This window comes from Ponticoccus litoralis (assembly GCF_039769985.1).
GTDB classification, from domain to species: domain Bacteria; phylum Pseudomonadota; class Alphaproteobacteria; order Rhodobacterales; family Rhodobacteraceae; genus Ponticoccus; species Ponticoccus litoralis.
In genome coordinates this window covers 1,594,361-1,618,743 of sequence record NZ_JBDNCH010000002.1, presented here as the reverse complement: position 1 = coordinate 1,618,743, position 24,383 = coordinate 1,594,361, and the positions used below count along the sequence as shown (strand labels likewise).

Sequence of the window (24,383 nt, the reverse complement as noted above, 5' to 3'; positions counted from 1 at the left end):
CAATGATCGGACAGGTCTTTTCCGGAAAATTTGAAAGTCACCGCAAGCGGCGCATTCGGGACCGAGGGGCGCTGCCCCCGGACCCCCGAGGTATTTCGAGGACCAGAGAAGATGAGGCGCGCCGCTCCACTTCTTTGGTCCAAAAGTACCTTGGGGGTTCGGGGGCAAAGCCCCGTACCGGTCGCCTGCACGAAGGGCAGGCGAAACACAAAGAAAAAGGGCGGACCCTTTGGCCCGCCCGATCCGTCAGCCTGCCTTCAGCTGCAGGCGGCGCCGGTGCAGGACCGGTTCGGTGTAGCCGGAGGGTTGCTCGCGGCCCTCGAAGACCAGATCGCAGGCGGCCTGATAGGCGATCCCGTCGAAATCCGGCGCCATCGGGCGATAAAGCGGATCGCCCGCGTTCTGGCGGTCCACCACCTCGGCCATCTGCTGCATGATCTCGGAGACCTCCTGCCGCGACACGACACCGTGGTGCAGCCAGTTGGCGATGTGCTGGGCCGAGATCCGGCAGGTGGCGCGGTCTTCCATGAGACCCACGTCATTGATGTCGGGCACCTTGGAGCAGCCGACGCCCTGATCGATCCAGCGCACCACGTAGCCCAGGATGCCCTGCGCGTTGTTCTCGACCTCGCGGCGGATCTGCGCGGGGGTCCACTTGCGGTAGGCCGCCAGCGGGATATCCAGCAGCGCGTCGACGTAGGCGCGGCGCCCGCCCTTGGCCAGCTGCGCCTGCACCGCCAGCACGTCGACCTTGTGGTAATGCGTGGCATGCAGCACCGCCGCCGTGGGCGAGGGCACCCATGCGCAGTTGGCGCCCGCGCGGGGTGCTCGATCTTGGTTTCGAGCATCGCGGCCATGCTGTCGGGTTGCGCCCACATGCCCTTGCCGATCTGCGCCTTGCCGGACAGCCCGCATTCCAGACCGATATCGACGTTCTGGTTCTCGTAGGCGGTGATCCAGCCCTTGCGCTTGATGAAGTCCTTGCGGCTGAAGGGCCCGGCCTCCATCGAGGTGTGGATCTCGTCCCCGGTCCGGTCGAGGAAGCCGGTGTTGATGAAGCACACGCGGTTCTGCGCGGCGCGGATGCATTCCTTGAGGTTCACCGAGGTGCGGCGTTCCTCGTCCATGATGCCCAGCTTCACCGTGTAGCGCGGCAGGCCAAGCGCCTCTTCCACATGGGTGAAGATCGCGTCGGAAAAGGCCACCTCTTCCGGGCCGTGCATCTTGGGCTTCACCACGTAGACCGAGCCGGTGACCGAGTTGCGCGGCCCCTCGGTCTTGGCAAGGTCGTGTTTGGCGATCAGCGTGGTGACCATCGCGTCCATCAGGCCCTCGAAGATCTCGTTGCCGTCGCGGTCGAGGATCGCGGGGTTGGTCATCAGGTGGCCGACGTTGCGCACCAGCAGCAGCGCGCGGCCCTTCAGGCTGACCTCACCCTCCGCGCCGGAATAGGTCCGGTCGGCATTCAGCTTGCGGGTCACCGGTTTGCCGCCCTTCTCGAAGGTCTCGGACAGGTCGCCCTTCATCAGGCCCAGCCAGTTGCGATAGGCTTGCACCTTGTCGGCGGCATCCACGCAGGCCACCGAATCCTCGCAGTCGACGATGGCCGAGACGGCTGATTCCAGCAGCACATCCGCCAGCCCCGAGGGCGTCTGCGCGCCGATCGGGTGGCTGCGGTCGAAGACCAGCTCGACGTGCAGCCCGTTGTTCTTCAGCAGCACGGACGAGGGCGCCGAGGCCTCGCCCCGGTAGCCCACGAAGGCCTCTGGCGTCTTCAGCGCCGAGCCGTCCACCGACAGCGCGCCGTCCTTGACGCTGTAGGCCTGCGCGCGGACGTGCGAAGTGTCTGTCAGCGGGAAGATCTGGTCGAGGAAGACCGCCGCCCGCGCCACGACCCGCGCGCCGCGCCCGTCGTCGAAGCCGCCCATGGGCGGCAGGCCGCCCATGGCATCGGTGCCGTAGAAGCCATCGTAGAGGCTGCCCCAGCGCGCGTTCGCGGCGTTCAGGACAAAGCGCCCATTGGTCACCGGCACCACAAGCTGCGGGCCGGGAACCGTGGCGATCTCGGGGTCGACATTGGCGGTCTGGATGGTGAAGTCGTCGCCCTCGGGGACGATATAGCCGATCTCTTCGAGGAAGGCCTTGTAGGCGTCGCCGTCATGCGCCTTGCCCGCGCGCTCGCGGTGCCATGCGTCGATCTGCGATTGCAGATCCTCGCGGCGGGCGAGCAGCGCCCGGTTCTTCGGGCCGAAGTCATGCGCCAGCCCCGACAGCCCGGACCAGAAGGCATCCGCCGTGACGCCGGTGCCGGGCAGCACCTCTGTTTCAAGGAACGCCGCAAGCTCGGAAGCGACGGACAGGCCTTCTCGGGTCACGCGGTCTTGGGTCTGGGGCACGGGCATCTCCTTGGCGGGTCTGTGCGGCGGCGCGAATGGTATGCCGCGGTGCACAATGGCTTTGGATGCGGTCATACCAGACAGGCCGCCCCCGGTCATGCCCAAATTCCGAAAGGCGTTTCAAGGAAAGGAAGACAATCGCCCGCGTGCTAGGCCGGTTCGGCGGCCCTTTGCTGCGTAAGCGGGCGCGATGCAGCCTTGCGCGGCGTCCCGGCAACGTAGGTTTCGACGATGGCCCGGTCGTCGCCCATCACCTGCAGGACAAAGAGTTCCTCGGCCAGCGTCGCGGCGCGTTCGCACCGCAGCGCCATGGCCGGGGTCGCGCGGCTGTCCAGCACCACGACATCCGCCTCGGTGCCCGCGTCCAGCGTGCCGATGCGATCCTGAAGCCCCAACACGCAGGCATTGCCGCGCGTCGCCCAGTGGAAGGCGTTCAGCGGGTGCAGCGCGTGGCCCTGCAATTGCAGCACCTTGTAGCCCTCGTTCAGGGTCTGAAGCATGGAATAGCTGGTCCCGGCACCCACATCGGTGGCGATGCCGCTGGTGATGCCGCGCGCGCCAAGGCCCGGCGCATCGAACAGCCCGCTTCCAAGGAACAGATTCGAGGTCGGGCAAAACACCGGATGCGCCCCGGTCTCTGCCAGCGCGTCGATCTCGCGCGGGGTCAGGTGGATGGCATGACCCAGCAGCGTCTTCGGCCCCAGCAGGCCAAAGCCCTCGTAGACGTCGAGGTAATCGCGCGCCTCGGGGTAGAGTTCGGCGGTATAGGCGATCTCGGCACGGTTCTCGGACAGATGCGTCTGGACGTGACACTCCGGGTGCTCGGCGGCCAGCGCACCCGCCATGGCCAGCTGTTCCGGCGTCGAGGTGATGGCGAAGCGCGGCGTGATCACATAGCCGTTGCGCCCCTTGCCGTGCCAGCGGTACGATCAGCGCCTTGCTGTCGTCATAGCCGCCTTGGGCCGTATCGCGCAGCCCGTCGGGGGCGTTGCGGTCCATCATCACCTTGCCCGCCAGCATCCGCATGTCGCGGCGCGTGGCCTCGGCAAAGAGCGCCTCGGCGCTGGCGGCATGGACAGAGCAGAAGCTGACGGCGGTGGTCGTGCCATGGGCTGTCAGCAGGTCGAGGAAGGCCTGCGCCATGCGCGCGGCATGGGCGGGATCGGCAAAGCGCGTTTCCTCGGGAAAGGTGTAGCCGTTCAGCCAGTCCAGCAGCTGTGCGCCCCAGGAGGAGATGACCTGCACCTGCGGAAAATGGATATGCGTGTCGATGAAGCCCGCCATCATCAGGTGCGGGCGGTGGTCCGTCACCGGGGCTTGGGGCGCCTGCGCCCGGACCTCGGCAAAGGTGCCTCGGGCGGCGATCAGCCCGTCCCGCATCAGCAGGCCAGCGTCCTCGATGTAGCTATAGGCCTCGGTGTCATCGGGGCCTTGCGGGTCGCGGTGAAAGCTCAGCAGGCGGCACGCGCAGCAGCGTCTGGGTCATGTTTTGTGTCCTTGTCGGGGAAGGGGCGGCGCGCTGGCCGCCCCGGGGGTCTCAGGCCCGCTGCGGCGGGGTCTCGTCCAGCATGTCGGGTTCGTCCGGCACGATGATCCGCTGTTCCAGATCCTCCTTCGGGGCGACCAGCGGGTACAGCCAGAGGAAGCCGCCGATGATCAGGTAGCCCACGGTGATCCCGTCGAACTGCGGTGCCTGAAGCGCGGCGGCGTGGATGATGCCGACCGAGGACATGAAGGCCGCCGCCAGCGCAAAGCCGCCCGCCGCGCGGAACCGCCCGTCGATCACGTCGGCGACGATGGCGCCCCAGATCAGGCCGGTCAGGATCGCGCCCTGGCTGAGCGCGAGGTGGCCGTCGTAATGCGCCCCCTCCATCAGCAGCGCGGCGGTCAGCCCTTCGTCACCCAGCGCGGGCAGGCCTTCGACCCCCTCGGCGCGCAGCGCGTTCAACAGAGAGCCCCATTTCGTCACCAGCAGCGACGAGACATGCGGCAGGATGGCAAAGCTGACGGCGGCCATATGCGCGGGCTTCACCGCCCAGGCCGTGTTGGTGATCAGGCTGACAGAGACGAAGACCAGCACCGGCGCCGCCGCCGCGACGGGGATCAGCCCGGCGAGGAAGGACAGGAAGCCAAGGAAGGCCGCCGCGCCGATCACCAGCGCCACGCCGATGACATAACCCGCCCGCGCGTCCAGCCGCTTGTAGGCCGGGTGGCCGATGTAGACCGTCGTCGGGAAGGGCGAGCCGAAGACCGCGCCCAGCATGGTGCCCGCGCCGTCGGTGACCTGGCACAGGCCCACCGGGTAGCTGTCGCCCGCTGCCTCGGCGCTTTCGACGTTGTTCATGGTCTCGATGAAGTTGTAGATCTGCACCGGCACCAGCACGAGGAACAGCTCGGGGTTGGCAAAGAGGTACTGGATGCCCACGATCAGGTCGCCCAGGTAGGGCACCGGCGGGTAGAATCCCGTGCCCGATGTGTCGAAGGTGGACTGGCCCAGAACCACGGCGATCACCGTGCCCGCAAGGATCGCGACAAGGCCCGCGGGCAGGTTGCCGGGCAGGCGAAAGCGCCCGATCAGCCCCCAGAGGATGAACAGCAGGGCGGTGAAACCGATCACCGGCTGCTCGAAGATCTGCGACAGCGGCACGGCCCCGATGAACATCAGCGCGATGCCGCAAAGCGTGCCCAGCATGCCCGCGCGCGGGGTGATCCGCTTCAGCCAGGGGCCGACAATGGCGCCCATGGCGGCGACGATACCGCCCATGAAGCCCGCGCCGATGCCCACCTGCCAGGCCAGCAGCGGGTCCTGCGTGGCCCAGTAGATCGGGCCGATCACGCCGAAGAGGTAGACGAACATCACCGGCGTCGAGATGCCGTATGGTAGGGCGGTCACGTCGCGGCCCAGCCGCTCGGCGGTGCGCCCGGCCATCAGCGTATAGACGGCGACGCCCGCGAGGATCGCGATGGCGGCGCCCGGCACGATGCGGTCGAAGACGATCTCTGCGGGCATGCCAAAGACGAACTGGCAGATCCCCGAGAGGATCAGCAGGTTCACGAGGTTGTCGGTAAAGAGCGCCCAGAAGGCGCTGCCGTCCCCTTTCGAGAACAGGGTGTATTCGTATTTTATGCCGCTCATGGCGGTCTCCCCCTTATGTGTGACCGGATCTCCTGTCCGTCAGCGGATCAGGGCTCCCTTCCGGTCTGGTTGATGGTTCCGGGTGGCGATGGCCGTGGCCGTCACCCGCGCGGTGCTGGCGGTCAGTTGCCCCATGACCTCGGCCACGACGAAGGCGGCGATGACGGCGGGGCGCTTGTCGGCGCTGCCCTGCGCGCCGATGGGACAGGTCAGCCGGTCAAAGGGCACCTCTGCGCAATGGTCGCGCATCCAGTTGCGCAGCTTCACCCGCTTGGTGGCAGAGCCGATCATCCCGACATAGGCGGCATCCCCGCGTTCCAGCGCGGCGGAGGTCAGCAGGAAGTCGAGCCCGTGGTCATGGGTCAGCACGACAAAGGCACTGCCGGAGGGCGCCTGGGCGATGTCGATCTCGGGGATGGCCGAGACGCGGGTTTCCACGCGGGCGGTGCTTTGCGCGATCTCGGCGGCGCGCTGGTCGACAAGGATGCAGCACACCGGCATATGCTGCAACAGATCCGCCAGCGCGCGCCCGACATGCCCTGCACCCGGGATGTATACATGCGGCAGCGCCGCTGCCTCCTGCTCTGCCCGGTCCAGCGCCGCGCGCTTGTCAGAGCTGCGCATCCGTCTCAGGCGCATCTCCACCCGACCGCCGCAGCATTGGCCGATCTCGGGGCCAAGCGGCAGGTCCAGCACCTCTGACAGCACGCCGTCGCGCAGCATCCTGCGCGCGGCGTCGATGGCGCGGTGTTCCAGCTGCCCGCCGCCGATGGTGCCGTGCAGGGCCTCGGCGGCCACGAACATCTCGGTTCCCGCCTCGCGCGGGGACGACCCGCGCACCCGCGTCAGGGCCACGCGGACCACCGCCGCCTGGGTGTCGAGGAACCGGGCCAGCGTCATGCGGCGCCCCGGCGCAGGCGGTCCACCGCCATCAGCACGCGTTCCGGCGTGGCGGGCGCGTCAAGGCGCGGGCATTCGCGGTAATCCGCGACAGAGGCCACCGCCATCGACAGCGCCTCGAAGACCGAGATGCCCAGCATGAAGGGCGGCTCGCCCACGGCCTTGGACCGCTTGATCGTCAGCTCGCGGTTCTCGGACCAGTCGGCGAGGTTCACGTTGAAGACGCGCGGCCGGTCCGAGGCCAGCGGGATCTTGTAGGTCGAGGGCGCATGTGTGCGCAGGCGCCCGGCATCGTCCCACCAAAGCTCTTCGGTGGTCAGCCAGCCCATGCCCTGGATAAAGGCGCCCTCGACCTGCCCGCGATCCAGCACCGGGTTCAGCGAGCGGCCCACGTCATGCAGAAGATCCGTCCGATCGACCCGGTATTCGCCGGTCAGCGTGTCGATGGTGACCTCGGAACAAGAGGCGCCATAGGCGAAGTAGTAGAACGGGCGGCCCTGCCCCTTGTCACGGTCCCAGTGGATATCGGGTGTCTTGTAGAAACCCGCCGCCGACAGCTGCACGCGGGCCAGGTAGGCCTGCTTGATGAAGGCGTCGAAACTCAGGACCTCGGTGCCGATATGGACCTGATTGGCCTCGAAGCGCACCGCCTCGGGCGCGACCTGCCAATGCCCGGCGGCAAAATCCACCAGCCGCGCCTTGATCTGTTCGACCGCGTTCAGCGCCGCCATGCCGTTCAGGTCGGTCCCCGAAGAGGCGGCGGTGGCCGAGGTGTTGGGCACTTTTTCGGTTGTGGTCTTGGTGATCTTGATGCGCTCGAAATCGACCTCGAAGGCCTCTGCCACGACCTGCGCGACCTTGGTGTTCAGGCCCTGCCCCATCTCGGTGCCGCCGTGGTTCAGGTGGATCGAGCCGTCGTTGTAGACATGCACCAAGGCGCCCGCCTGATTGTACCAGGTCGCGGTGAAGGAGATGCCGAATTTCACCGGCGTCAGGGCGATGCCCTTCTTCAGAACCGGTGAATGCAGGTTGTATGCAAGGATATCGGCGCGGCGCTGGCGATAGTCGGCGCTTTCTTCCAGCTCGGTCACGAGGCGGTCGAGGATATTGTCCGTGACCTCCTGGTGGTAGGGCGTCAGGTCGCGACCGGCGCCGCCGTAGAAGTTCGCCTTGCGCACGTCCAGCGGGTCCTGCCCGGTGGCATAGGCGATTTCCTCGATGATCCGCTCTGCGGCGATGACGCCCTGCGGCCCGCCGAAGCCCCGGAAGGCGGTGTTCGAGACGGTGTTCGTCTTCATCGGGCGGCTGGACAGGCGCACATGCGGGTAGAAGTAGGCGTTGTCCGCGTGGAACAGCGCACGGTCGGTCACCGGGCCCGACAGGTCCGCCGAAAAGCCGCAGCGCGCGGCGAAAGTGCCGCCCACCGCCTCGATCCTCCCTGCGTCGTCAAAGCCGACCTCGTAGTCGATCACGAAGTCATGGCGCTTGCCGGTCGCGGTCATGTCCTGATCGCGGTCGGGGCGGATCTTGACGGCCCGTCCCCATTTCTTCGCGGCCAGCGCGGCGACGGCGGCAAAGAGGTTCATCTGGCTTTCCTTGCCTCCGAACCCGCCGCCCATGCGCCGCACGTTGACCACCACCGCATTCGACGGCACGCCCAGCACTTGCGCCACCATATGTTGCGCCTCGCTGGGGTGCTGGGTCGAGGAATAGACGATCACGTCGTCGTCTTCTCCGGGGATGGCACAGGCGATCTGGCCTTCGAGGTACATGTGATCCTGCCCGCCGACCGTCATGCGGCCCTTCAGGTGGTTCCGGGCAGCGGCCATGCCGGCGTCGAGATCCCCCCGTTGCAGCGTCAGCGGCGCGGTGACATGCGGATAGCCCGCCTCTTGCGCGGCGATGGGGTCCAGCGCGTGGGGCAGCGGCGTGGCGTCGATCTTCGCCAGCAGGGCGGCGCGGCGGGCGATGTCGCGGCTCTCTGCCACGACGGCGAACAGGGGCTGGCCGTGGAACTGGATCAGGTCGGTCGGAAAGACCGGCTCGTCGTTCTGATGGGTCGGGCTGATGTCGTTCACGCCGGGAATGTCGGTGGCGGTCAGCACGCCGACGACGCCCGGCGCGGCACGGACCGCGCTGAGGTCGAGGCTGTTTATCCGCGCATGGGTCACGTCGGAGACGCCAAGATAGGCGTGCAGCGCGCCCTCGGGCAGGGCGATGTCGTCGGTGTAATCGGCGCGCCCGGTGACATGCTTGGCGGCGCTGTCATGTATGCGATCTGTATGCGCGGCGCCGGTGATGGTTGTCAGGTCTTTCATCTCTCGGCCTCCCTCAGGCGGTTTCCAGCTGGACGGGCGTGGCCGCGCCGTCCTGTTCAAGGAAAAAGCGGCGCAGCAGGTTCTGCGCGGCCAGCGTCCGGTAGGCGGACGAGGCGCGCCAGTCGCTGAGCGGGGTGAAGTCCTGCGCCAGCGCCTCTGCCGCCGTCTCGAAGGCGTCGCGACCCCACGGCTGGCCGATCAGCGCGGCCTCGGCCCCCGCGGCGCGTTTCGGCGTCGCCGCCATGCCGCCGAAGGCAAGGCGGGCGGCGGTGATGCGGCCATCCTCGACCGTGACGGAGAGCCCGTACCGCGACCGAAGAGATGTCCTCGTCGCGGCGCTTCGACAGCTTGTAGGCGGCGTTGCGGGTCTGCGGCCCGGGCAGCGGGATGCGGATGCTTTCGACGAACTCTCCGGCGGCGCGGTCCTGCTTGCCGTAGTCGATGAAGAAGGCCTCCAGCGGCAGGGTCCGGCGGGTGTCGCCGCGCCGCAGGGTGATCTGGGCGCCAAGGGCGATCAGCACCGGCGGCGTGTCCCCGATGGGCGAGCCATTGGCGATATTGCCGCCGACGGTGCCCATGTTGCGCACCTGCCAGCCCGCGATCCGGTCCCAATAGCCGGAGAGGTGGGGCAGGTGGCGCGACAGCAGGGACTGGCACTCGGTATAGCTGGCACCGGCGCCGATATGCAGGTCATCGCCTTGGTGCGCCACGGTTTTCAGGGCGTCCAGATGCCCGGTGAAGATGGCGGGGCCGATGGGGCGCAGGAACTTCGTCACCCACAGACCCACATCCGTGGCGCCCGCGACGATGGTCGCCTTCGGGTGTTCCAGCAGGCAGGCGGCAAGGTCGTCCACATCGGCGGGCAGGATCGCGCGGTTGTCTTCCGGCCCGGTGACCACACGGCGCCCGTCGCGCAGCGCCGACAGGCGGGCGGTCATGGTCTCGCGTTCCGTTGTCAGGTGGTCCGAGGCGGGGGTGCCGTAGCGGCTGACGGCGACGGCGGCGCGGATGATCGGTGCGTAGCCGGTGCAGCGGCAGAGGTTGCCCTGAAGCGCCGTCTCGACCTGCTGCTCGGTCGGTTCCGGCGTTTGCATCCAGAGTGCATACAACGACATGACGAAGCCCGGCGTGCAAAAGCCGCACTGGCTGCCGTGGTGGTCGATCATGGCCTGTTGCACCGGGTGCAGGCGCCCGTCCGGGCCGCTGAGGTGTTCGACCGTGACGACGTGGCAGCCATCCAGAGAGGCAAGGAAGCGGATGCAGGCATTGACCGGGTCGTAGCGCAGCCCGGCAGCGGTCAGGCGACCCACCAGCACGGTGCAGGCGCCGCAGTCGCCCTCGGCGCAGCCCTCCTTGGTGCCGGTCAGGCGCCGGTCGAGCCGCAGGAAATCCAGCAGCGTCTGGTCGGCGCCGACCTCGGGCACGGCGATCTCGCGACACGTTGAGAAGAAAGCGGATGTGGTCGCGGTCTGTCATGTCGTCCTCCCGTTGCCCCAAGGGCAAGGGCCAAGGGGACGGCGGAAGCATAGGCCCCGCGATTGAGTCGAAAAATCACCCTTAACGGCAAAGACTTTCAACGAACTGTTGAAAAAGGCGTGGCTGCCGGGCAGTCTGAGCGGCGTCGGGGGAGGCCGTCATGTCCTATATCGAAAGCCTGCGCGTCTTTGTCCGGGTGCTGGAGCTTGGCAGCATCACCTCGGGCGGGCGCGACCTGCGCCTGACCCCGGCGGTGGCCAGCAAGCGCCTGAAAGAGCTGGAGAAACACCTTGGCGTGCGGCTGTTCAACCGAACCACGCGCTCGATGACGCCGACCGAGGCGGGCAGCGTCTTCTACGACGAGGCCAAGGCCGTCCTGACCGCGATCGACCATGCCGAGGCGCGGGTGGCCAGCTTTTCACAGGTGCCGCGCGGGGCGATCCGGGTGCTGGCGCCGCTGGGTGTCGGGCGCCGGATCGTGGCGCCGCTGGTCCCGGCCTTCTCGGATGCCTACCCGGAAACCGAGGTGCGGATGCGCCTTTCGGACCGCAAGGTGGACCTGCTGGCGGACGGGCTGGATATCGCCTTCTTCGTCGGAGAGCCGGGCGATTCCACCATGAAGCTGCGCAAGATCGCCGATTGCGACCGGGTGCTTTGCGCCGCGCCGGACTATCTGGCGCGTTGCGGCACGCCGCAGGCGCCGGAGGATCTGCTGGCCCCCGATCACAACTGCCTGCTGCTGCGCTACCCGCGCTCGCCCGAGTATTTCTGGATGCTGCGCAGCCCCTCGGGGCCGCAGAAGCTGGAGGTGCGGGGCCGTTACGACGCCGACGATGGCGATGTGCTGACCGACTGGGCGCTGGCCGGGCGCGGCATTGCCAACAAGCCGCGCTTCGACGTGGCGGCGCATCTGGCCTCTGGCCGGCTGGTCGAGGTGCTGCCTGAAACCCCGCCGCTGGCGACCATCTTCGGCTGTCTCTACCCGCACAAGAAGTTGCAGGACCCCAAGATCCGGCTCTTCGTGGAACATGTCGCCCGGCAGAGCAAACCGCTGTTCGCCCGCCCGAAGGGCCCGGGGGCCCCTCAGGCCTAGCAAGCCGGCTCAGGCGTCGCTGTCGACGGCGGCCTCGCCGGGAAAGCTGTTCTTCTCGGGCGGCGCGGTGTTCTCGGGCGCGGCATCGACAAGGAAATCCCGGGCGTCGCGGATGCGGCCCCAGGTCTCGACATTGCAGGCGGCCAGCAGGTAGCCGGTCTTGGCGTCGCCACGATAGTCAGAGCCGTCCAGCATCGCCACATGCCCGCCCGCCTGACGGATCGCCACAACCCCGGCGGGCTGGTCCCGTGGCGTCAGCTTGGCATAAAGCAGGAAATCCATCTGGCCCTGCGCGACCATCCGCGCCTCGTGGCAGGCACAGCGCAGCATGGCCGAACGGTCAAAGCGCGGCATCGAGGCGGCAAAGGCCGCCTGCTTGTCGGCGGGAATGAGGTTCAGCGGCATGAAGCCCTTCAGCTCTTCCACCGGGCCGCCCTTCGAGGTCGCCAGCTTGCGGCGCACGCCGCGCGGCATGACCAGTTCGGCGCCGCGTTCCGCATCGGCGATGACGAAGTCGTTCAGGATCGGGTCGTAGAGCATCCCGAAGACCGGCTGGCCGAAGCGCATGATCGAGACCATGACCCCGAAGACCGCCAGCCCATGCGCGTAGTTCCAGGTGCCGTCCACCGGGTCGATCGAGATGCAGAACTCGGCATCGGCGATCTTGTCGATGATCTCGGGATTGTCCGAGGCATGTTCCTCTCCGACGATCAGCGCATGCGGGAACATGATCTGAAGCCCGCGCGTGATCATCGCCTCGGCGGCCTTGTCCGCCTCTGTCACCGAGGTCCTGCGGGCCGCTCTTCTCGTCGATCTGGTGGCTGCCGAGGTTGCGGAAGCGCGGCAGGATCTCGGCCACGGCGGCACGGCGCACGAGGTTGATGACCTGTGCCCGTTGCGACGGGGTCAGGGGGGCGGTGATGGGCATCGGCAGGGAATCGGACATCGGACTTCCATGTTGCTGCGGTCGGGCAAGGCTTGCCAGCCCGGGACCGCGGGTTCAAGGCTACTCCGCGCGCGCAGGATGCGGGCAGGGCGGGCGGCCAGAGGGCGCCAGGCGAACAGCAGACCGGCGGCCAGCGTGGCAAGCACACCCCCGGTCACGATGGCAAGGGCCGAGGGCCACATGATTTCGAACCCGGTCTCCATGATGAAGGTGGCAATGGCCCAGCCGCCGGCGATGCCCGCGCCCAGGGCGACCAGACCTGCGGCGGCGCCCAGCAGGCCGGAGCGCAGGGCAAAGCTGCGCAGGATGCGGGCGCGGCTGGCGCCCAGCGTCTTCAGCACGGCGCTTTCGTAGGTGCGCGCGCCCTCGCCTGCGGCGGCGGCCCCGATCAGCACGAGAAAGCCGGTCAGCAGGGTCGCCGCCGCGCCCCAGCGCACGGCGCCCGCGATGCCTTCCAGCAGGCCGGACACGCGGTCGATGGCGTCGCGCACGCGGATCGCGGTGATATTGGGGTACTGGTTGGCCAGGTCGCGCAGGATCTGCGCTTCGGCCTCGGGCCCGGCGTAGACGGTCGAGATGAAGGTATGCGGCGCGGCCTGCAAGGCGGCGGGGTTCATCGTCATGACAAAGCCGATCCCGGCGGTCGAGAAATCCACGGCGCGGAACGAGGTGATCGTCGCGGTGATGTCGCGCCCGAGGATATTGACGGTGATCTCGTCGCCCAGATCCAGCCCCATCTCTGCGCCCTCTTCGGCGGCAAAGCTGATCTGCGGCGGGCCGTCGTAATCCTCGGGCCACCATGCGCCGCGCGTGACGGTGGTGCGGGCGTCGGGCTGCGCGGCATAGGTCACGCCCCGGTCGCCGCGCAGAACCCAGTGTTCGCCCGCCACCTCTGTCGCCGGTTGCCCGTTGATGCGGGTGATGATGCCGCGCAGCATGGGTGCGCTGTCGACTCGGCTGACGGCGGGATCGCTGTCCAGACGCTGCATGAAGCCGGGCATCTGGTCCCGCTGGATATCGACGAAGAAATAGGACGGCGCGACCTCGGGCAGGTCGCGGGCGATGGCGCCGCGCAGGTTGCCGTCGATCTGGCCGATGGCGGCCAGCACCGAGAGGCCAAGCCCCAGCGACAGCACCACAGACCCGGCGCTTTCGCCCGGCCCGCCGATGGCCCCCAGCGCCCAACGCAGGACGGGCCGCCCGCGCGCCGCCCGGACCGAGCGGCGCGCGGCAAGGCGGATGCCCCATGCGGCCAGCGTCAGGACGGCCAGCGCCCCGAGGATGCCCCCGGCGGTCCAGAGCGTCAGATCGGGGTCGCCCGAAAACAGCATGGCGGTGCCCACCAGCAGCCCCGCCAGCGCAAGCGTGGCGGCGATGTAGCGCGCCGCCGGAAGCGTGCGCGCGCCGTCCAGCGCGTCGCGGAACAGGGTCGCGGCACGCACCTCTTCGGCGCGGGCCAGCGGCCAGAGCGTGAACAGCAGCGCGGTCAGCACGCCATAGAGCGCGGCCTCTGCCAGCGGCGCGGGATGCAGCGCAAAGATCGCGGGCGCCGGCAGGGCGGCGTTCATCACCGGTCCCAGCAGGATCGGGATCGCCGCGCCAAGCGCAAGGCCGATGGCGATGCCCAGAAGGCTGAGCACGCCGATCTGGAAGAAATAGGTCAGGAAGATCACCCGCCGCGTGGCCCCGAGCGTCCTGAGCGTGGCGATGACAGAGGTCTTGCGGCCAAGATAGGCGCGCACGGCAGAGGACACGCCGATGCCGCCAACCGCCAGCCCCGACAGGCCGACCAGCACGAGGAAGCTGCCCAGCCGCTCGACAAAGCGCGCGATGCCGGGGGCGCCGTTGCGGGCGTCTCGCCACCGCAGGCCGGTGTCCTCGTAGCGCGCCAGCGCCTCTGCGCGCAGGGCATCGAGGTCGGTGCCGGGGGGCAGGGTCATGCGGTACTCGGTCTCGAACAGCGATCCCGGTTCCAGCAGGCCGGAGCCCTCCAGCGCCTCGGTGCGCACGATGGTGCGCGGGCCAAGGCCAAAGCCGTCCCCGGCGTCGTCCGGTTCGGTCCGGATCACGGCGGAAAGGGTGAAGGTCTGACTGCCAAGGCGAAAGCTGTCGCCCGGCACAAGGCCCAGCCGGTCCGCCAGCACCGGCGCCATGACGCCGCCCTGCCCCTGAAGCGCCTGCGCCAGCGGCATCGGCGGGTCCAGCACCATCTCGCCAAGCAGCGGATAGGCCGCATCGACGGATTTCACCTGCGTCAGCCCGCGTTCCGTGCCCCCGGGCCCGTCGACCACCGCCATGGAGCGGAAATCCGTCACCTCGGAAACGCCGGTTGCGATGGTCCCGAGCCAGGCGCGTTCGTCCGGGGTGGCAAAGCGGTAGGTGAATTCGGCCTGCGCGTCGCCGCCCAGCAGGATGGCGCCCTGATCCTCCAGCCCGGCCTGAATGGCAGAGCGGACAGAGCCGACACCGGCGATGGCCGCCACCCCCAGCGCAAGGCAGGCCAGGAAGATGCGGAAGCCGCGCAGGCCGCCGCGCAGCTCGCGGGCCGCGAAGCGGGCGGCGATGCGGGCGCTCATTCCGCCGCCTGCCGGGCCGCCTCGCCGTCGATGCGCCCGTCGCGCAGCCGCACCACGCGGTCGCAGCGCTCGGCCAGTTCCGGCGCGTGGGTCACCAGAACCAGCGTCGCCCCGTGATGGTCCGACAGGCCCAGCAGCAGATCCATGATCGCGGCGCCGTTGGCCCCGTCCAGATTGCCGGTCGGCTCATCTGCCAGCAGGATATCCGGTTCCGGCGCCAGCGCGCGGGCCAGCGCCACGCGCTGCTGTTCGCCCCCCGACATCTGCGAGGGATAGTGATCGGCCCGCGCCGCCAGCCCGACGCCCTCCAGCATGGCGCGCGCCCGGTCGAAGGCGTCGCGATGGCCGGCAAGTTCCAGCGGGGTGGCGACGTTTTCCAGCGCGGTCATCGTCGGGATCAGGTGGAAGGACTGGAAGACCACCCCCATGTGATCGCGCCGGAACCGCGCCAGCGCGTCCTCGTTCATCGCGGTCAGGTCCTGACCCAGCGCCAGAACCTGCCCGCTGGTGGCCCGCTCGAGCCCGCCCATGACCATCAGAAGCGAGGACTTGCCGGACCCGGACGGGCCGATCAGGCCAATCGTCTCGCCCTTTTGGACATCGAGGTCGATACCGTGCAGGATATCGAGCATCCCGGCATTGCCCTTCAGGCGCAAAGTCACATCTGAAAGCGAAAGCACGGGTTTGGTCATGGAAAGGGTCCGGTCATGAGGCTACGGGTCAGATATGGGGCCGGGGCGCTGGCCAGCAAGGCGGCGCTTGCGGTCACGCTTGCGTGGGGACAGCCCGCGACGGCGGAGCAGGTCCATATCCTTGCGCTGGGCGACAGCCTGACGCAGGGCTACGGGCTGCTGGAAAGCGAGGGATTTGTGCCGCAGCTGCGGGCCTGGCTGGCCGCGCGCGGGCATGATGTCCGCATCGTCAACGGCGGGGTGTCCGGCGATACGACCGCAGGCGGGCTGGCGCGGGTCGAATGGTCGCTGACGCCCGAGATCGACGCGATGATCGTGACGCTGGGCGGCAACGACCTGCTGCGCGGGATCGACCCTGCCGTGGCGCGCGGGAATATCGAGGGTATCCTGAAGGTCGCGCAGGCCGGGGAACTGGAGGTCCTGCTGGTCGGCATGCAGGCGCCGGGCAACTACGGCCCCGACTACAAGGCGGCGTTCGAGGCGATCTATCCCGAGCTTGCCGAATCCTACGGCACGCTGCTGGCGGGGAATTTCTTTGACGGTCTGATGGAGGACGGGGCCGCGCCCGCCGATCTCGATGCCTTCATGCAGGCCGACGGCATTCACCCGAACGAGGACGGCGTTGCCCGGATCGTGGAAACCCCGGGGCCGCAGGTCGAGGCTTTGATCGCCCAGGCCTCAGAATGAGGTCTGGGCCTCGGGCTCGTGGCGTGCACCGAAAAGGCCGCGCAGCTTGCCCAGCACCACGATCAGGGTGCCAAGCAGGACCGAGCCGCCGAGGTAGATCAGGGCCGAGGTGCCGAAGCTTGCGTCGGTGAAGGCAAAAGCGATCAGGCTGGCCATGAAAGCCACCACACTGCCGAAGACATATGCCACTGCTGCCATTTCCACCTCCTGCTATGACACTACAGCTGCGAGAGCCTAATGTCATCTAAACAACTTTAAGAGGAAAAGGTTCCCAAAGGTCAACGACCAAATAAGGCGCGGGCGGCGAATCCCGGCATTCTCCGGGCTGTTTTACGCATCAAGGGGGCGTAATCGGTCTCTCCGGCCAGCAGGCGCAGGTATTCTTCGCGCAGCCTGCGTGATTCGCGAAAGCTTCGGATGAAGGCGGGCCTGAGGGCGTGGCGGAACATGATTGTGCGCAGAAGGCGGGCCAGGGTCAGGCCGTTGTGAATCGGGCGAAGGGCGGTGGTGTAGCGCCCCAGCGCCGCCTCGGGGTGATCCGCGCCAAGCGCCTGGGCGGCGGCCTGCGCGGCAAGCTCGCCGCTGTGAAGGGCATGGGCGATGCCCTCTCCGGTGATCGGGTCGACCAGACCGGCGGCATCCCCCGCCAGCAGCACGCGCCCCTGCCCGGGCCGTTTGCGGAACCCGCCGAAGGGCAGGAACTGGCCCTTCACACGGGCGCCTTCGGGGATGTCGAGCCGCGCCATATAGGCCTTCATGGCGCGTTTCAGGTCGGGGTTGCGGGCCATGATGCCGCCAACGCCCACGGTGGTTCCGGTGGTTTTCGGGAACTGCCAGCCATAGCCCCATTCCGCCGCGCCGAAGTCGATCTCGCAGGGGGCGCGCGGGGTCGGCGCCGGGGTGCTCGATCTCCAGCGCAAAGCCGATCCGGTCGCGGTCGAAGGCCCGCCCGAACAGGGCATTGGCCGTGGGGCTGTTGACGCCGTCCGCCGCGATCAGCAGCGGCGCCGTCAGCCGCATCGTTTCGTTGAACAGTGCCGGGCCTGCGGGATCGCCCGGGTCGAGGTCAAGCGCATGGCCGGTGACATCCACCGCCCCGGCGGCCAGCGCCCGGTCGACAAGGTGGCGATCCAGCTCGCGGCGCATGGCCAGATGGATCGGCGGGGCGTCCCGCGTCATGCCCAGATCCTGCCCGAAGGCATGAAAGGCGAAATCCCGGCGCACCTCCATCGGGACATCCGGGTGGTCGGCGCCGAAGATTCGCCGGTGGTGCGCCATGGCGCGCCCGGTCAGCCCGCCACCGCAGAGTTTGTCCCGGGGAAAGCGCTTGCGGTCGACAAGCGCCACGCGCAGGCCGAGTTTCGCCGCGGTCATGGCGAGTCGCGGCGCCTGCCGGGCCGGCACCCCGAACGATCAGATCGAAGTCCCGGCGCCCGTTCAGGTCTGTCACAGAACGGTGACTTTGGTTCCCACCGGCACGCGCGGGTACAGGTCCAGCACATGGTCGTTGACCAGCCGCACACAGCCGTTCGAGACAGAGCGCCCGATCGACTGCGGCTCGGTTGTGCCGTGGATGGCGTCGAAGGTGTAACGCCCGTCCCGATACAGGTACAGCGCGCGGGCGCCCAGCGGGTTGGACGGGCCGCCGGGCTGGACATAGTCATTGCCCTTGAAGCGCCCGTAGGCCGCAGGATTACGCTCGATCATGGCATTGGTCGGGCGCCATGTCGGCCATTCCTTCTTTCTGCCGATGACATAGGTGCCCGAGATCGCCTGTCCGGCCCGGCCAAAGCCGACGCCGTAGCGCATCGCGGACCCGGGCTGGTCGATGTAATAGAGGAAATGCGCGCCGGGCAGGATCAGGATCTGACCCGGGGCAACGTCTCCCTTGATGGACACACGCTGGGGCCGGAAGATCGGATCGACCTCGAAGGCATGGGCGGGCATCGCGGCAGTCGCTGCCGCGGCGGCGAGGAGGGTACGGCGATTGATCATGGCAGCACTCTTTCTGGCAGTGAAGGCAGAGGTATCATGGACGAGTAACGTCGAAAGACAATCCCGGGTTCGGGAATCCCGATCTCACGATAGCGTCAGGGCTTATATACGGAAAGGACTATGTCATGACCTTCCGGTTGACCAGTGCGAAGGCCGCATTGACCCGCCGCCATCGGCGAGTCTCGGCTGGCTGTTGCGCGGATGCACCCGCCGCGCCACGACAGGCGGCGCAAAGCAAGCGGGACGGCGCCGCGGTCCCGGACAGGGCTACTCCTTCGGCACCTCGGCATTCCGCCCCGCGACGATAACGCTGACGAGATAGGCGGTTTCGGGCTTCATCCCCGCCATGATGGCGGCGGCCACGTTGGGCCTCATCCGTCCCGGGAAGCCTGCCGCGAACTCGGGGTCCATCTGCTCGAACAGCGCCGCGGCCTGCTTCGGCTTCATGTTGGCATAGACATCGGTCAGGCGGGCCAGGTCATCCTCTGCGGCGGTCTGGGCGAGGGCGAGCGTTGCGCGCAGGGCCTTCTCGGCCTCTTCTAGCGCCGCCAGCTTCCGGTCGATTTCCTGCTCGGCGACGGAAAGGGCCTGCATGCGGATGTCGATCTCGCTTTCGCGTTTGCGGATGCGCGCCTCTCGCGCCCTCAGCGAGTCGAGGAGCGGCATGAGGTCGGCCTCTGCCAGTATCGGCGCGCCGCCTGGCGGGGCCGCCGCGGCGTGTTGCCGTGCCATGGGCGCGGGGTCCTGCGCGGTCGCGGCCTGCATCCCGGGCCCCGGCGCCGGGTCTTCCCCGGCGAGGGCCTCCCCGGCGCCGATGGCGGTGCGCAGCAGGGCCGAGGCCACAAGCAGGCTGCCGACGGCGGCCAGCGTGCCGCGCGCACGCCCTTTGCGGCGCCGGGGCTTCGGGGCGGATCCGGGCGGCGGGGCGGTCTGTGTCCGGGTCATGACGGCGCCCTCAGTTGCGGGAGTGGCGGACAAAGACCGGGTCCGCGCCCTCTGCCGGGGCCGCGCCATTGGCCTGCGGCAGGTCGTGCATCGAGGCAACCAGCAGCTCCAGCCGCCGCGCCACATCCTCGGCCCGGTCGGTCAGGTCCTGCAGAGACCTCGACGAATCGCCCGCCGTGGCCTGCGCCGCGTGCAGGGTTTTCGTCAGATCGTCGACCTGCGCGGACAGGACGGCCACCGCCCCGCCGACCCCGTTTTCCAGGTCGGTGAACCGGGTCAGCCGCCGCGCAAGGATGAAGCAGTAGAAGCCGGCCCCAAGCGCGCCCGCCACCAGCAGGATATCCGCAATCATTTCCATTCCCGTTCCTTTCAGTTCAGGACAAATTCGAGGACGAGAAGGTCGCGCACCCGTCCCTCTCCGGCGACGAGCTTGACCCGCCGCAGCATCTGCCCGCGCAGACGCACCAGCGCGCCCTGCGCCCGCAGGTCTTCCGGTTCCAGCGCGCGCAGGTAGCTGTTCAGCACGTCCTGCACGCGCGGCAGAATGCCCTGCACTTCGGCCTCATGTGCGACGGGCACTTCAAGGCTTGCGCGGAACCGCAGGTGGTCGACATCCGAATGCGGCCCCAGCGACACGGTGATCTGCGGCACTTCGACGAAGGCGACCTGCGGCAGCGGCGCGGTGTCGGGGACGTCCCCGGCCAGGTGCTCTTCTTCTGTATGCGCGCCGGAACCGCCGCCGATCATCCCGGACTGCACGGCAAGGAACCCGCCGCCGCCGCCGGCCAAAGCCAGCACAATCCCGATGATCAGCGGCAGCCTGGAGGGCTTCTTCGCTGCCAGCGCCACTTCGTCGACGGTGGTGTCAGACATTCTTCACCTCTTGTCCGGTGCTGTCCGCTTATAGGCCGAAAGGGGCTAACTGATTGTTAAGTCGGATCGGTCAATCTTCCCCCAACCGAACAGAACGTTTGGAGCGGAGGTCGATCTTGAGCCAGGTCCTGAAAAGCTGGAATGCCCTGGGCGGGCGCCAAAGAATGGTCGTTGTCGGTGCCACGCTTGCCATGGTGCTTGCCGTGCTGGGGTTGTCGCGGCTTGCCTCGGCGCCGAATTTCGCGCTGCTTTACGCGGGGCTGGAAAACGAGGCGGCGGGCGAGGTGGTGAAGGCGCTGGAGGCGCGCGGCATCGCCTATGACGTGCGCGGCGGGGCCATTTTCGTCCCCGATTCGGACCGCGATGCCCTGCGCCTGACCCTCGCCAGCGAGGGGCTGCCCGCCAACAACGGGCAGGGCTACGAACTGCTCGACACGCTGTCGGGCTTCGGCACCACCTCGCAGATGTTCGACGCCGCCTACTGGCGCGCGAAAGAGGGCGAGCTGGCGCGCACCATCGTGTCGAACCCGCAGATCGCCAGCGCCCGGGTCCACATTGCCAACAGCTCTGCGAATCCCTTCCAGCGCGACATCACGCCCTCTGCCTCGATCTCGGTAACCACGACCGGCGGCGTCCTGTCGGTACAGCAGGCGCGGGCGCTGAAGTTCCTCGTGGCCTCCGCCGTGCCCGGCATGACGCCAGAGGCCGTGGCCGTGATCGACGGCAAGGGCGGGCTGATCGGTGCCGAGGACGAAAACGGCGGCGGCATCACCGCCGAGGACAAGGCGGCGCAGCTGCGCGACCGTGTCCAGCGCCTGATGGAGGCGCGGGTCGGCACCGGCAACGCGGTGGTCGAGGTCAGCGTCGACCAGGTCACCGACAGCGAGCTGATTCGCGAGCGCAGCTTCGATCCCGAGAGCCGTGTGGTCATTTCCACCGATACCGAGGAGCTGACCGACCGGGCGGAAAACACCGGCGGCGGCGATGTCACCGTGGCCTCGAACCTGCCCGACGGCGCGGCGGGCGGGCCGGAAAGCTCGTCCTCGCAGAAGGCCGAAACGCGCGAGCGGATCAACTACGAGGTGTCCGAAACCACGCGCGAGATCAAGCGCCAGCCGGGCGCGATCCGGCGCCTGACCGTCGCGGTGCTGGTGAACGGCAGCTATGAGACCGGCGCCGACGGCACGCAGACCTTCGTGCCGCTGCCGGAAGAAGAGCTTTCGGCCCTGCGCGAGCTCGTCGCCTCGGCGGTCGGCTTCGAGGAGGCGCGCGGCGACCGGATCACCCTGCGCTCGCTGCCCTTCGACCGGCCCGAGGGGCTGGGCACCGGCCCGGCAGAGCCCGGCCTGTTCGCCGGGGCCATCGACACCATGCGGTTGATCCAGATGGGCGTTCTGGCCATCGTCGCGCTGATCCTCGGGCTTTTTGTCCTGCGCCCGATCCTGTCGCGCGGCGAGGCCGCCGTGGCCGGGGCCCTTCCGGCGCCCGAAGAAGAGGTCGGCGCGGCCCTCGACGGCGAGATCGACCCGGTAGACGCTCTGGGCGACCTGCCGGTGATGGGCGACGGCCCGGACTTCGGCGGCATGGGCATGGTCGATTTCGATGCCCCGGCAGAGGAGGACCCGGTGGATCGCCTGCGCGGCCTCATCGAGGAACGCAAATCGGAAACCGTCGAAATCCTGCGCAGCTGGCTCGAAGATGACCGGGAGAACGCGGCATGAGCCTGCTTGCCAGCCTGCTGGAGGACTTCGGAAGCCCGGGGTCAGGCGGCGCCGTCGAACCCGAGGCGCCCGGGATCGGCGAGGCCGAGATCGAGGGGGCAAAGCTGGAGGCCTTCGAAAAGGGCTACAAGGCCGGGTGGGACGACGCGGTGAAGGCGCAGTCCGATGACCGGACCCGGATTTCCAGCGCCTTCGGCCAGCATTTGCAGGATCTGTCCTTCACCTATCACGAGGCCTACAGCCAGGTCATGAGCGCCGTGGCCCCGATCCTCAACGAGATGGCGGGAACCGTGCTGCCGCAGATCGCGCGGGCCACGCTGTCGCAGCATATCGCGGACCAGCTGGATGCCCTGACGCAGGAAATCGGCGCGCTTGACGTGGTCATCGCCGTTGCGCCCGCGCGGGTCGAGGCGGTGCAGGGCCTTCTGCAACAGGACTTCGGCTTTCCGATCAAGCTGGCGGCGGACGCAACGCTGAACGAGGACCAGGCCGATATCCGCTTTGGCGAGACCGAGCGGCAGATCGACCTTGGAGAGTTGATCGCATCGGTCACCGAGGCGGTCGAAGGCTTCACCCACGACAATCAGAGGAAGATCGCCCATGGATAACGCCCAAGGCCGGCTCGCAAGAGGCCAGCACGCCCTTCACCAATGTCCCGATCGAGATCACCGTCTCTGTCGGGCGGGCGCGTCCGCTGGTGCGCGAGTTGCTGCAACTGAACGAGGGGTCGGTCCTGACGCTCGACAAGCAACTCGACGACCCGGTGGAGCTTTTTGTCGGCGACAAGCTGATCGGGATCGGCGTGCTGGAGGTGATGGAGGGCGACGGCGCGGGCCAGCTTGCCGTGCGCCTGACCGAGGTCGTCGATCTGCAGACCCCGGCCTGATCCATGCGCCGCCCGCCCGCCGCCCTGCTGGCCGCCGCGGGGCTTCTGCTGCTGCCCGATGCGGCCATGGCCCAGTCGATCGCCATCGACCTTGGCGAGGGCGGCTCTGTCGCCGCGACCTCGGTTCAGCTGATCGTCCTGATCACGCTGCTGAGCACGGCGCCCGGCATCGCGATCATGGTGACCTGCTTTCCCTTCATGGTCACGGTTCTGGCGATCCTGCGGCAGGCGGTGGGGCTTCAGCAATCGCCGCCCAACATGCTGATCGTCAGCCTTGCGCTGTTCCTGACCTATTTCGTCATGGAGCCGGTCGTCACCGAGGCACGGGAGACCGGCATAGAACCGCTTTTGAACGAAGAGATCGCGGTCGAAGAGGCGGCGCAGAATACGCTGGCGCCGTTCCGCGTCTTCATGGCGGGCCGGGTCGATCCCGATACCTTCCGGGCCATGGCGGATCTGAGGCCCGATGCCGCCGGACGGCTGTTGGAACCCGGGGCGCCGCTGTCGATCCTTGTCCCCAGCTTTATGCTGTCGGAAATCGCGCGGGCCTTTCAGGTTGGCTTCCTGATCTTCCTGCCCTTCCTGATCATCGACCTTGTCGTGGCCGCCGTGCTGATGTCGATGGGCATGATGATGGTGCCGCCAGCCATCGTTTCGCTGCCGTTCAAACTTGCCTTCTTCGTGATCGCCGATGGCTGGGCGCTGTTGGCCGGAAGCCTCGTGCGGGGCTATTTCTAGGCACGCCCGCCGCGCCGCGCGGGCCCTCTGCCCGCCGGATCAGGTCGGCGCGATCTCGATGGTGGTGCGCTGCCGGTAGGGGTGGTCGGGCGTGCAGAGCGTCGGGGGAAAACCGGGCCGGTTGACCGCGTCCGGGAAATCCTGCGCCTCCATGCAGAAGCCGCCGAAGGCGGCGTGATCCACACCGGGCCGGGGCGTGCCGTGGTGCGTCAGATGGGCGCCGGTGTAGAATTGCAGCCCGGGCCGGTCGGTCCACAGCCGCAGCCGCATGCCGTCCGGGCTTTCCGCCGTGGCCGCCGGACCGGCGCCCCCGTCGAGGGCGAAGTTCAGGTCGTAGCCCGCCCGCCCGGGGTCGATCTCGGCCAGCCGCTGCGGTGCGCGGAAGTCGTAGCGCGTGCCCGCGACCGGCAGGATCTCTCCGGTCGGCAGGGTTGCGGCGTCGGTCGGGGTATAGCGCTCTGCGGCGATGTGGAAACGGTGGTCGCGGATGTCGCCCCGTAAGGCGAGGTTGAAATAGAGGTGCTGGCACAGGTTCACCGGCGTCGGGCGATCCGGGCGGGCCAGCATCTCCCAGGTGAGGGCGGCGCCGTCCAGCGTCAGGCGCACAGAGACCTCGAGCGCGCCGGGAAAGCCCTGATCCAGATGCGGCGAGGCCAGGTGCAGTGTGACGGCGCGCGCGCCCTCGGGCTGCATCCGCCAGAGACGCTTGCCGAAACCGTCGGGGCCGCCGTGGATCGTGTTCGGCCCGCTGTTGCGCGGCAGATCCGAGGTCCGGTCGTCCAATGTGAAGCGCCCGCCAGAGATGCGGTTGGCGACGCGGCCCACGGTCATGCCCATGGATTTCGGGTTCGCACGGTAATCCTCGGGGTCGGCGTAGCCCAGCACGACACGCCGTCCGGCGACCTGCCAGTCCTGCACGCAGCAGCCCAGCGACAGGACCGTCACTTCGGTCTGGCCATCGCGCAGGACATGGCGCCTGATCGCATCGGACATCGTCTTTCCTCC

At 68.3% G+C, this 24,383-nt stretch carries 19 protein-coding genes and 3 pseudogenes; 6 read left to right on the top strand and 16 right to left on the bottom strand.

The features are described from left to right. Positions 1 to 246: 246 nt before the first annotated feature. The 6 genes and pseudogenes from ABFB10_RS09065 to xdhA form a co-directional block, all read right to left on the bottom strand. Positions 247 to 2,402 (bottom strand): annotated as a pseudogene (locus ABFB10_RS09065) (malate synthase G). A gap of 143 nt (positions 2,403 to 2,545) precedes the next feature. Then, positions 2,546 to 3,854 (bottom strand): annotated as a pseudogene (gene guaD, locus ABFB10_RS24055) (guanine deaminase). Between the two features lie 79 nt (positions 3,855 to 3,933). After that, complete coding sequence (locus ABFB10_RS09050) at positions 3,934 to 5,532, bottom strand: xanthine/uracil/vitamin C permease (protein WP_347166264.1); 1,599 nt, start codon at positions 5,530 to 5,532, stop codon at positions 3,934 to 3,936. Between the two features lie 39 nt (positions 5,533 to 5,571). Beyond that, positions 5,572 to 6,432 carry a xanthine dehydrogenase accessory protein XdhC gene (xdhC, locus tag ABFB10_RS09045; protein ID WP_347166263.1) on the bottom strand — a complete coding sequence of 287 codons (861 nt, stop codon included), beginning with the start codon at positions 6,430 to 6,432 and terminating at the stop codon, positions 5,572 to 5,574. After that, positions 6,429 to 8,750, bottom strand: coding sequence for a xanthine dehydrogenase molybdopterin binding subunit (gene xdhB, locus ABFB10_RS09040; RefSeq protein ID WP_347166262.1), 2,322 nt, complete (start codon positions 8,748 to 8,750; stop codon positions 6,429 to 6,431). The genes xdhC and xdhB overlap by 4 nt, the downstream gene beginning before the upstream one ends. Before the next feature lie 13 nt (positions 8,751 to 8,763). Further along, positions 8,764 to 10,226: pseudogene (gene xdhA, locus ABFB10_RS09035) on the bottom strand (xanthine dehydrogenase small subunit). Positions 10,227 to 10,386: 160 nt separating this feature from the next. On the opposite strand from xdhA, the gene ABFB10_RS09030 reads away from it, so the two are divergent. After that, a complete protein-coding gene (locus ABFB10_RS09030) occupies positions 10,387 to 11,319 on the top strand; it encodes a LysR family transcriptional regulator (RefSeq protein ID WP_347166261.1) in 933 nt (310 codons plus the stop codon). 9 nt (positions 11,320 to 11,328) lie between these two features. Here the strand turns inward: ABFB10_RS09030 and ABFB10_RS09025 are convergent, their stop codons facing one another. From ABFB10_RS09025 to ABFB10_RS09015, 3 genes are all read right to left on the bottom strand, one after another. Beyond that, the gene (locus tag ABFB10_RS09025) at positions 11,329 to 12,102 is read right to left on the bottom strand and encodes an inositol monophosphatase family protein (RefSeq protein WP_347166260.1); all 774 of its coding nucleotides are present in this window, start codon (positions 12,100 to 12,102) and stop codon (positions 11,329 to 11,331) included. A 123-nt stretch (positions 12,103 to 12,225) separates the two neighbouring features. Next, entirely contained in the window at positions 12,226 to 14,841 is a 2,616-nt protein-coding gene (locus ABFB10_RS09020) for an ABC transporter permease (protein ID WP_347166259.1), read from the bottom strand. Then, positions 14,838 to 15,533 carry an ABC transporter ATP-binding protein gene (locus tag ABFB10_RS09015; RefSeq protein WP_347166258.1) on the bottom strand — a complete coding sequence of 232 codons (696 nt, stop codon included), beginning with the start codon at positions 15,531 to 15,533 and terminating at the stop codon, positions 14,838 to 14,840. Before ABFB10_RS09015 ends, ABFB10_RS09020 begins: the two co-directional genes overlap by 4 nt. Positions 15,534 to 15,548: 15 nt before the next feature. Here ABFB10_RS09015 and ABFB10_RS09010 point away from each other — a divergent pair, with 15 nt between their 5' ends. Then, positions 15,549 to 16,220 (top strand): arylesterase, encoded by a 672-nt coding sequence (locus tag ABFB10_RS09010; protein WP_347166257.1) that lies wholly within the window; start codon positions 15,549 to 15,551, stop codon positions 16,218 to 16,220. Here the strand turns inward: ABFB10_RS09010 and ABFB10_RS09005 are convergent. From ABFB10_RS09005 to ABFB10_RS08980, 6 genes are all read right to left on the bottom strand, one after another. Then, complete coding sequence (locus ABFB10_RS09005; RefSeq protein WP_347166256.1) at positions 16,212 to 16,418, bottom strand: hypothetical protein; 207 nt, start codon at positions 16,416 to 16,418, stop codon at positions 16,212 to 16,214. The two genes, ABFB10_RS09010 and ABFB10_RS09005, sit on opposite strands and share 9 nt — an antisense overlap. Positions 16,419 to 16,498: 80 nt before the next feature. Then, the gene (locus tag ABFB10_RS09000) at positions 16,499 to 17,140 is read right to left on the bottom strand and encodes a hypothetical protein (RefSeq protein WP_347166255.1); all 642 of its coding nucleotides are present in this window, start codon (positions 17,138 to 17,140) and stop codon (positions 16,499 to 16,501) included. 526 nt (positions 17,141 to 17,666) lie between these two features. Then, positions 17,667 to 18,215 (bottom strand): L,D-transpeptidase, encoded by a 549-nt coding sequence (locus ABFB10_RS08995; protein WP_347166254.1) that lies wholly within the window; start codon positions 18,213 to 18,215, stop codon positions 17,667 to 17,669. A gap of 267 nt (positions 18,216 to 18,482) precedes the next feature. Continuing rightward, entirely contained in the window at positions 18,483 to 19,160 is a 678-nt protein-coding gene (locus ABFB10_RS08990; protein ID WP_347166253.1) for a MotE family protein, read from the bottom strand. Between the two features lie 10 nt (positions 19,161 to 19,170). Continuing rightward, positions 19,171 to 19,518: a hypothetical protein gene (locus ABFB10_RS08985; protein WP_347166252.1), complete on the bottom strand. Its 348-nt coding sequence runs from the start codon at positions 19,516 to 19,518 to the stop codon at positions 19,171 to 19,173. Between the two features lie 11 nt (positions 19,519 to 19,529). After that, on the bottom strand, positions 19,530 to 20,033 hold the full coding sequence (locus ABFB10_RS08980) for a flagellar basal body-associated FliL family protein (RefSeq protein ID WP_347166251.1): 504 nt from the start codon (positions 20,031 to 20,033) through the stop codon (positions 19,530 to 19,532). Between the two features lie 116 nt (positions 20,034 to 20,149). Between ABFB10_RS08980 and fliF the strand changes: the two genes are divergently transcribed. From fliF to fliP, 4 genes are read left to right on the top strand one after another with little or no spacing between them, the layout of a single operon-like run. Further along, on the top strand, positions 20,150 to 21,754 hold the full coding sequence (gene fliF / locus ABFB10_RS08975; RefSeq protein ID WP_347166250.1) for a flagellar basal-body MS-ring/collar protein FliF: 1,605 nt from the start codon (positions 20,150 to 20,152) through the stop codon (positions 21,752 to 21,754). Continuing rightward, the gene (locus ABFB10_RS08970) at positions 21,751 to 22,362 is read left to right on the top strand and encodes a FliH/SctL family protein (protein WP_347166249.1); all 612 of its coding nucleotides are present in this window, start codon (positions 21,751 to 21,753) and stop codon (positions 22,360 to 22,362) included. The genes fliF and ABFB10_RS08970 overlap by 4 nt, the downstream gene beginning before the upstream one ends. Beyond that, positions 22,359 to 22,640, top strand: a complete 282-nt coding sequence (locus tag ABFB10_RS08965; protein WP_347167982.1) for a FliM/FliN family flagellar motor switch protein — start codon at positions 22,359 to 22,361, stop codon at positions 22,638 to 22,640. The genes ABFB10_RS08970 and ABFB10_RS08965 overlap by 4 nt, the downstream gene beginning before the upstream one ends. 3 nt (positions 22,641 to 22,643) lie before the next feature. Beyond that, the gene (fliP, locus tag ABFB10_RS08960) at positions 22,644 to 23,378 is read left to right on the top strand and encodes a flagellar type III secretion system pore protein FliP (RefSeq protein WP_347166248.1); all 735 of its coding nucleotides are present in this window, start codon (positions 22,644 to 22,646) and stop codon (positions 23,376 to 23,378) included. 39 nt (positions 23,379 to 23,417) lie between these two features. Here fliP and ABFB10_RS08955 read toward each other — a convergent pair whose 3' ends face one another. After that, positions 23,418 to 24,371, bottom strand: coding sequence for an aldose epimerase family protein (locus tag ABFB10_RS08955; protein ID WP_347166247.1), 954 nt, complete (start codon positions 24,369 to 24,371; stop codon positions 23,418 to 23,420). Between the last annotated feature and the right edge of the window lie 12 nt (positions 24,372 to 24,383).

Bases quoted from the DNA above. Each gene is read 5' to 3' on its own strand.
- ABFB10_RS09050 (WP_347166264.1), bottom strand. From the start codon at position 5,532: ATGAGCGGCATAAAATACGAATACACCCTGTTCTCGAAAGGGGACGGC.
- ABFB10_RS08980 (WP_347166251.1), bottom strand. From the start codon at position 20,033: ATGTCTGACACCACCGTCGACGAAGTGGCGCTGGCAGCGAAGAAGCCC.
- ABFB10_RS09030 (WP_347166261.1), top strand. From the start codon at position 10,387: ATGTCCTATATCGAAAGCCTGCGCGTCTTTGTCCGGGTGCTGGAGCTT.
- ABFB10_RS08985 (WP_347166252.1), bottom strand. From the start codon at position 19,518: ATGGAAATGATTGCGGATATCCTGCTGGTGGCGGGCGCGCTTGGGGCC.
- ABFB10_RS09010 (WP_347166257.1), top strand. From the start codon at position 15,549: ATGAGGCTACGGGTCAGATATGGGGCCGGGGCGCTGGCCAGCAAGGCG.
- ABFB10_RS08970 (WP_347166249.1), top strand. From the start codon at position 21,751: ATGAGCCTGCTTGCCAGCCTGCTGGAGGACTTCGGAAGCCCGGGGTCA.
- ABFB10_RS08990 (WP_347166253.1), bottom strand. From the start codon at position 19,160: ATGACCCGGACACAGACCGCCCCGCCGCCCGGATCCGCCCCGAAGCCC.
- ABFB10_RS08955 (WP_347166247.1), bottom strand. From the start codon at position 24,371: ATGTCCGATGCGATCAGGCGCCATGTCCTGCGCGATGGCCAGACCGAA.
- ABFB10_RS09015 (WP_347166258.1), bottom strand. From the start codon at position 15,533: ATGACCAAACCCGTGCTTTCGCTTTCAGATGTGACTTTGCGCCTGAAG.
- ABFB10_RS09020 (WP_347166259.1), bottom strand. From the start codon at position 14,841: ATGAGCGCCCGCATCGCCGCCCGCTTCGCGGCCCGCGAGCTGCGCGGC.
- xdhB (WP_347166262.1), bottom strand. From the start codon at position 8,750: ATGAAAGACCTGACAACCATCACCGGCGCCGCGCATACAGATCGCATA.
- fliP (WP_347166248.1), top strand. From the start codon at position 22,644: ATGCGCCGCCCGCCCGCCGCCCTGCTGGCCGCCGCGGGGCTTCTGCTG.
- xdhC (WP_347166263.1), bottom strand. From the start codon at position 6,432: ATGACGCTGGCCCGGTTCCTCGACACCCAGGCGGCGGTGGTCCGCGTG.
- ABFB10_RS08995 (WP_347166254.1), bottom strand. From the start codon at position 18,215: ATGATCAATCGCCGTACCCTCCTCGCCGCCGCGGCAGCGACTGCCGCG.
- ABFB10_RS09005 (WP_347166256.1), bottom strand. From the start codon at position 16,418: ATGGCAGCAGTGGCATATGTCTTCGGCAGTGTGGTGGCTTTCATGGCC.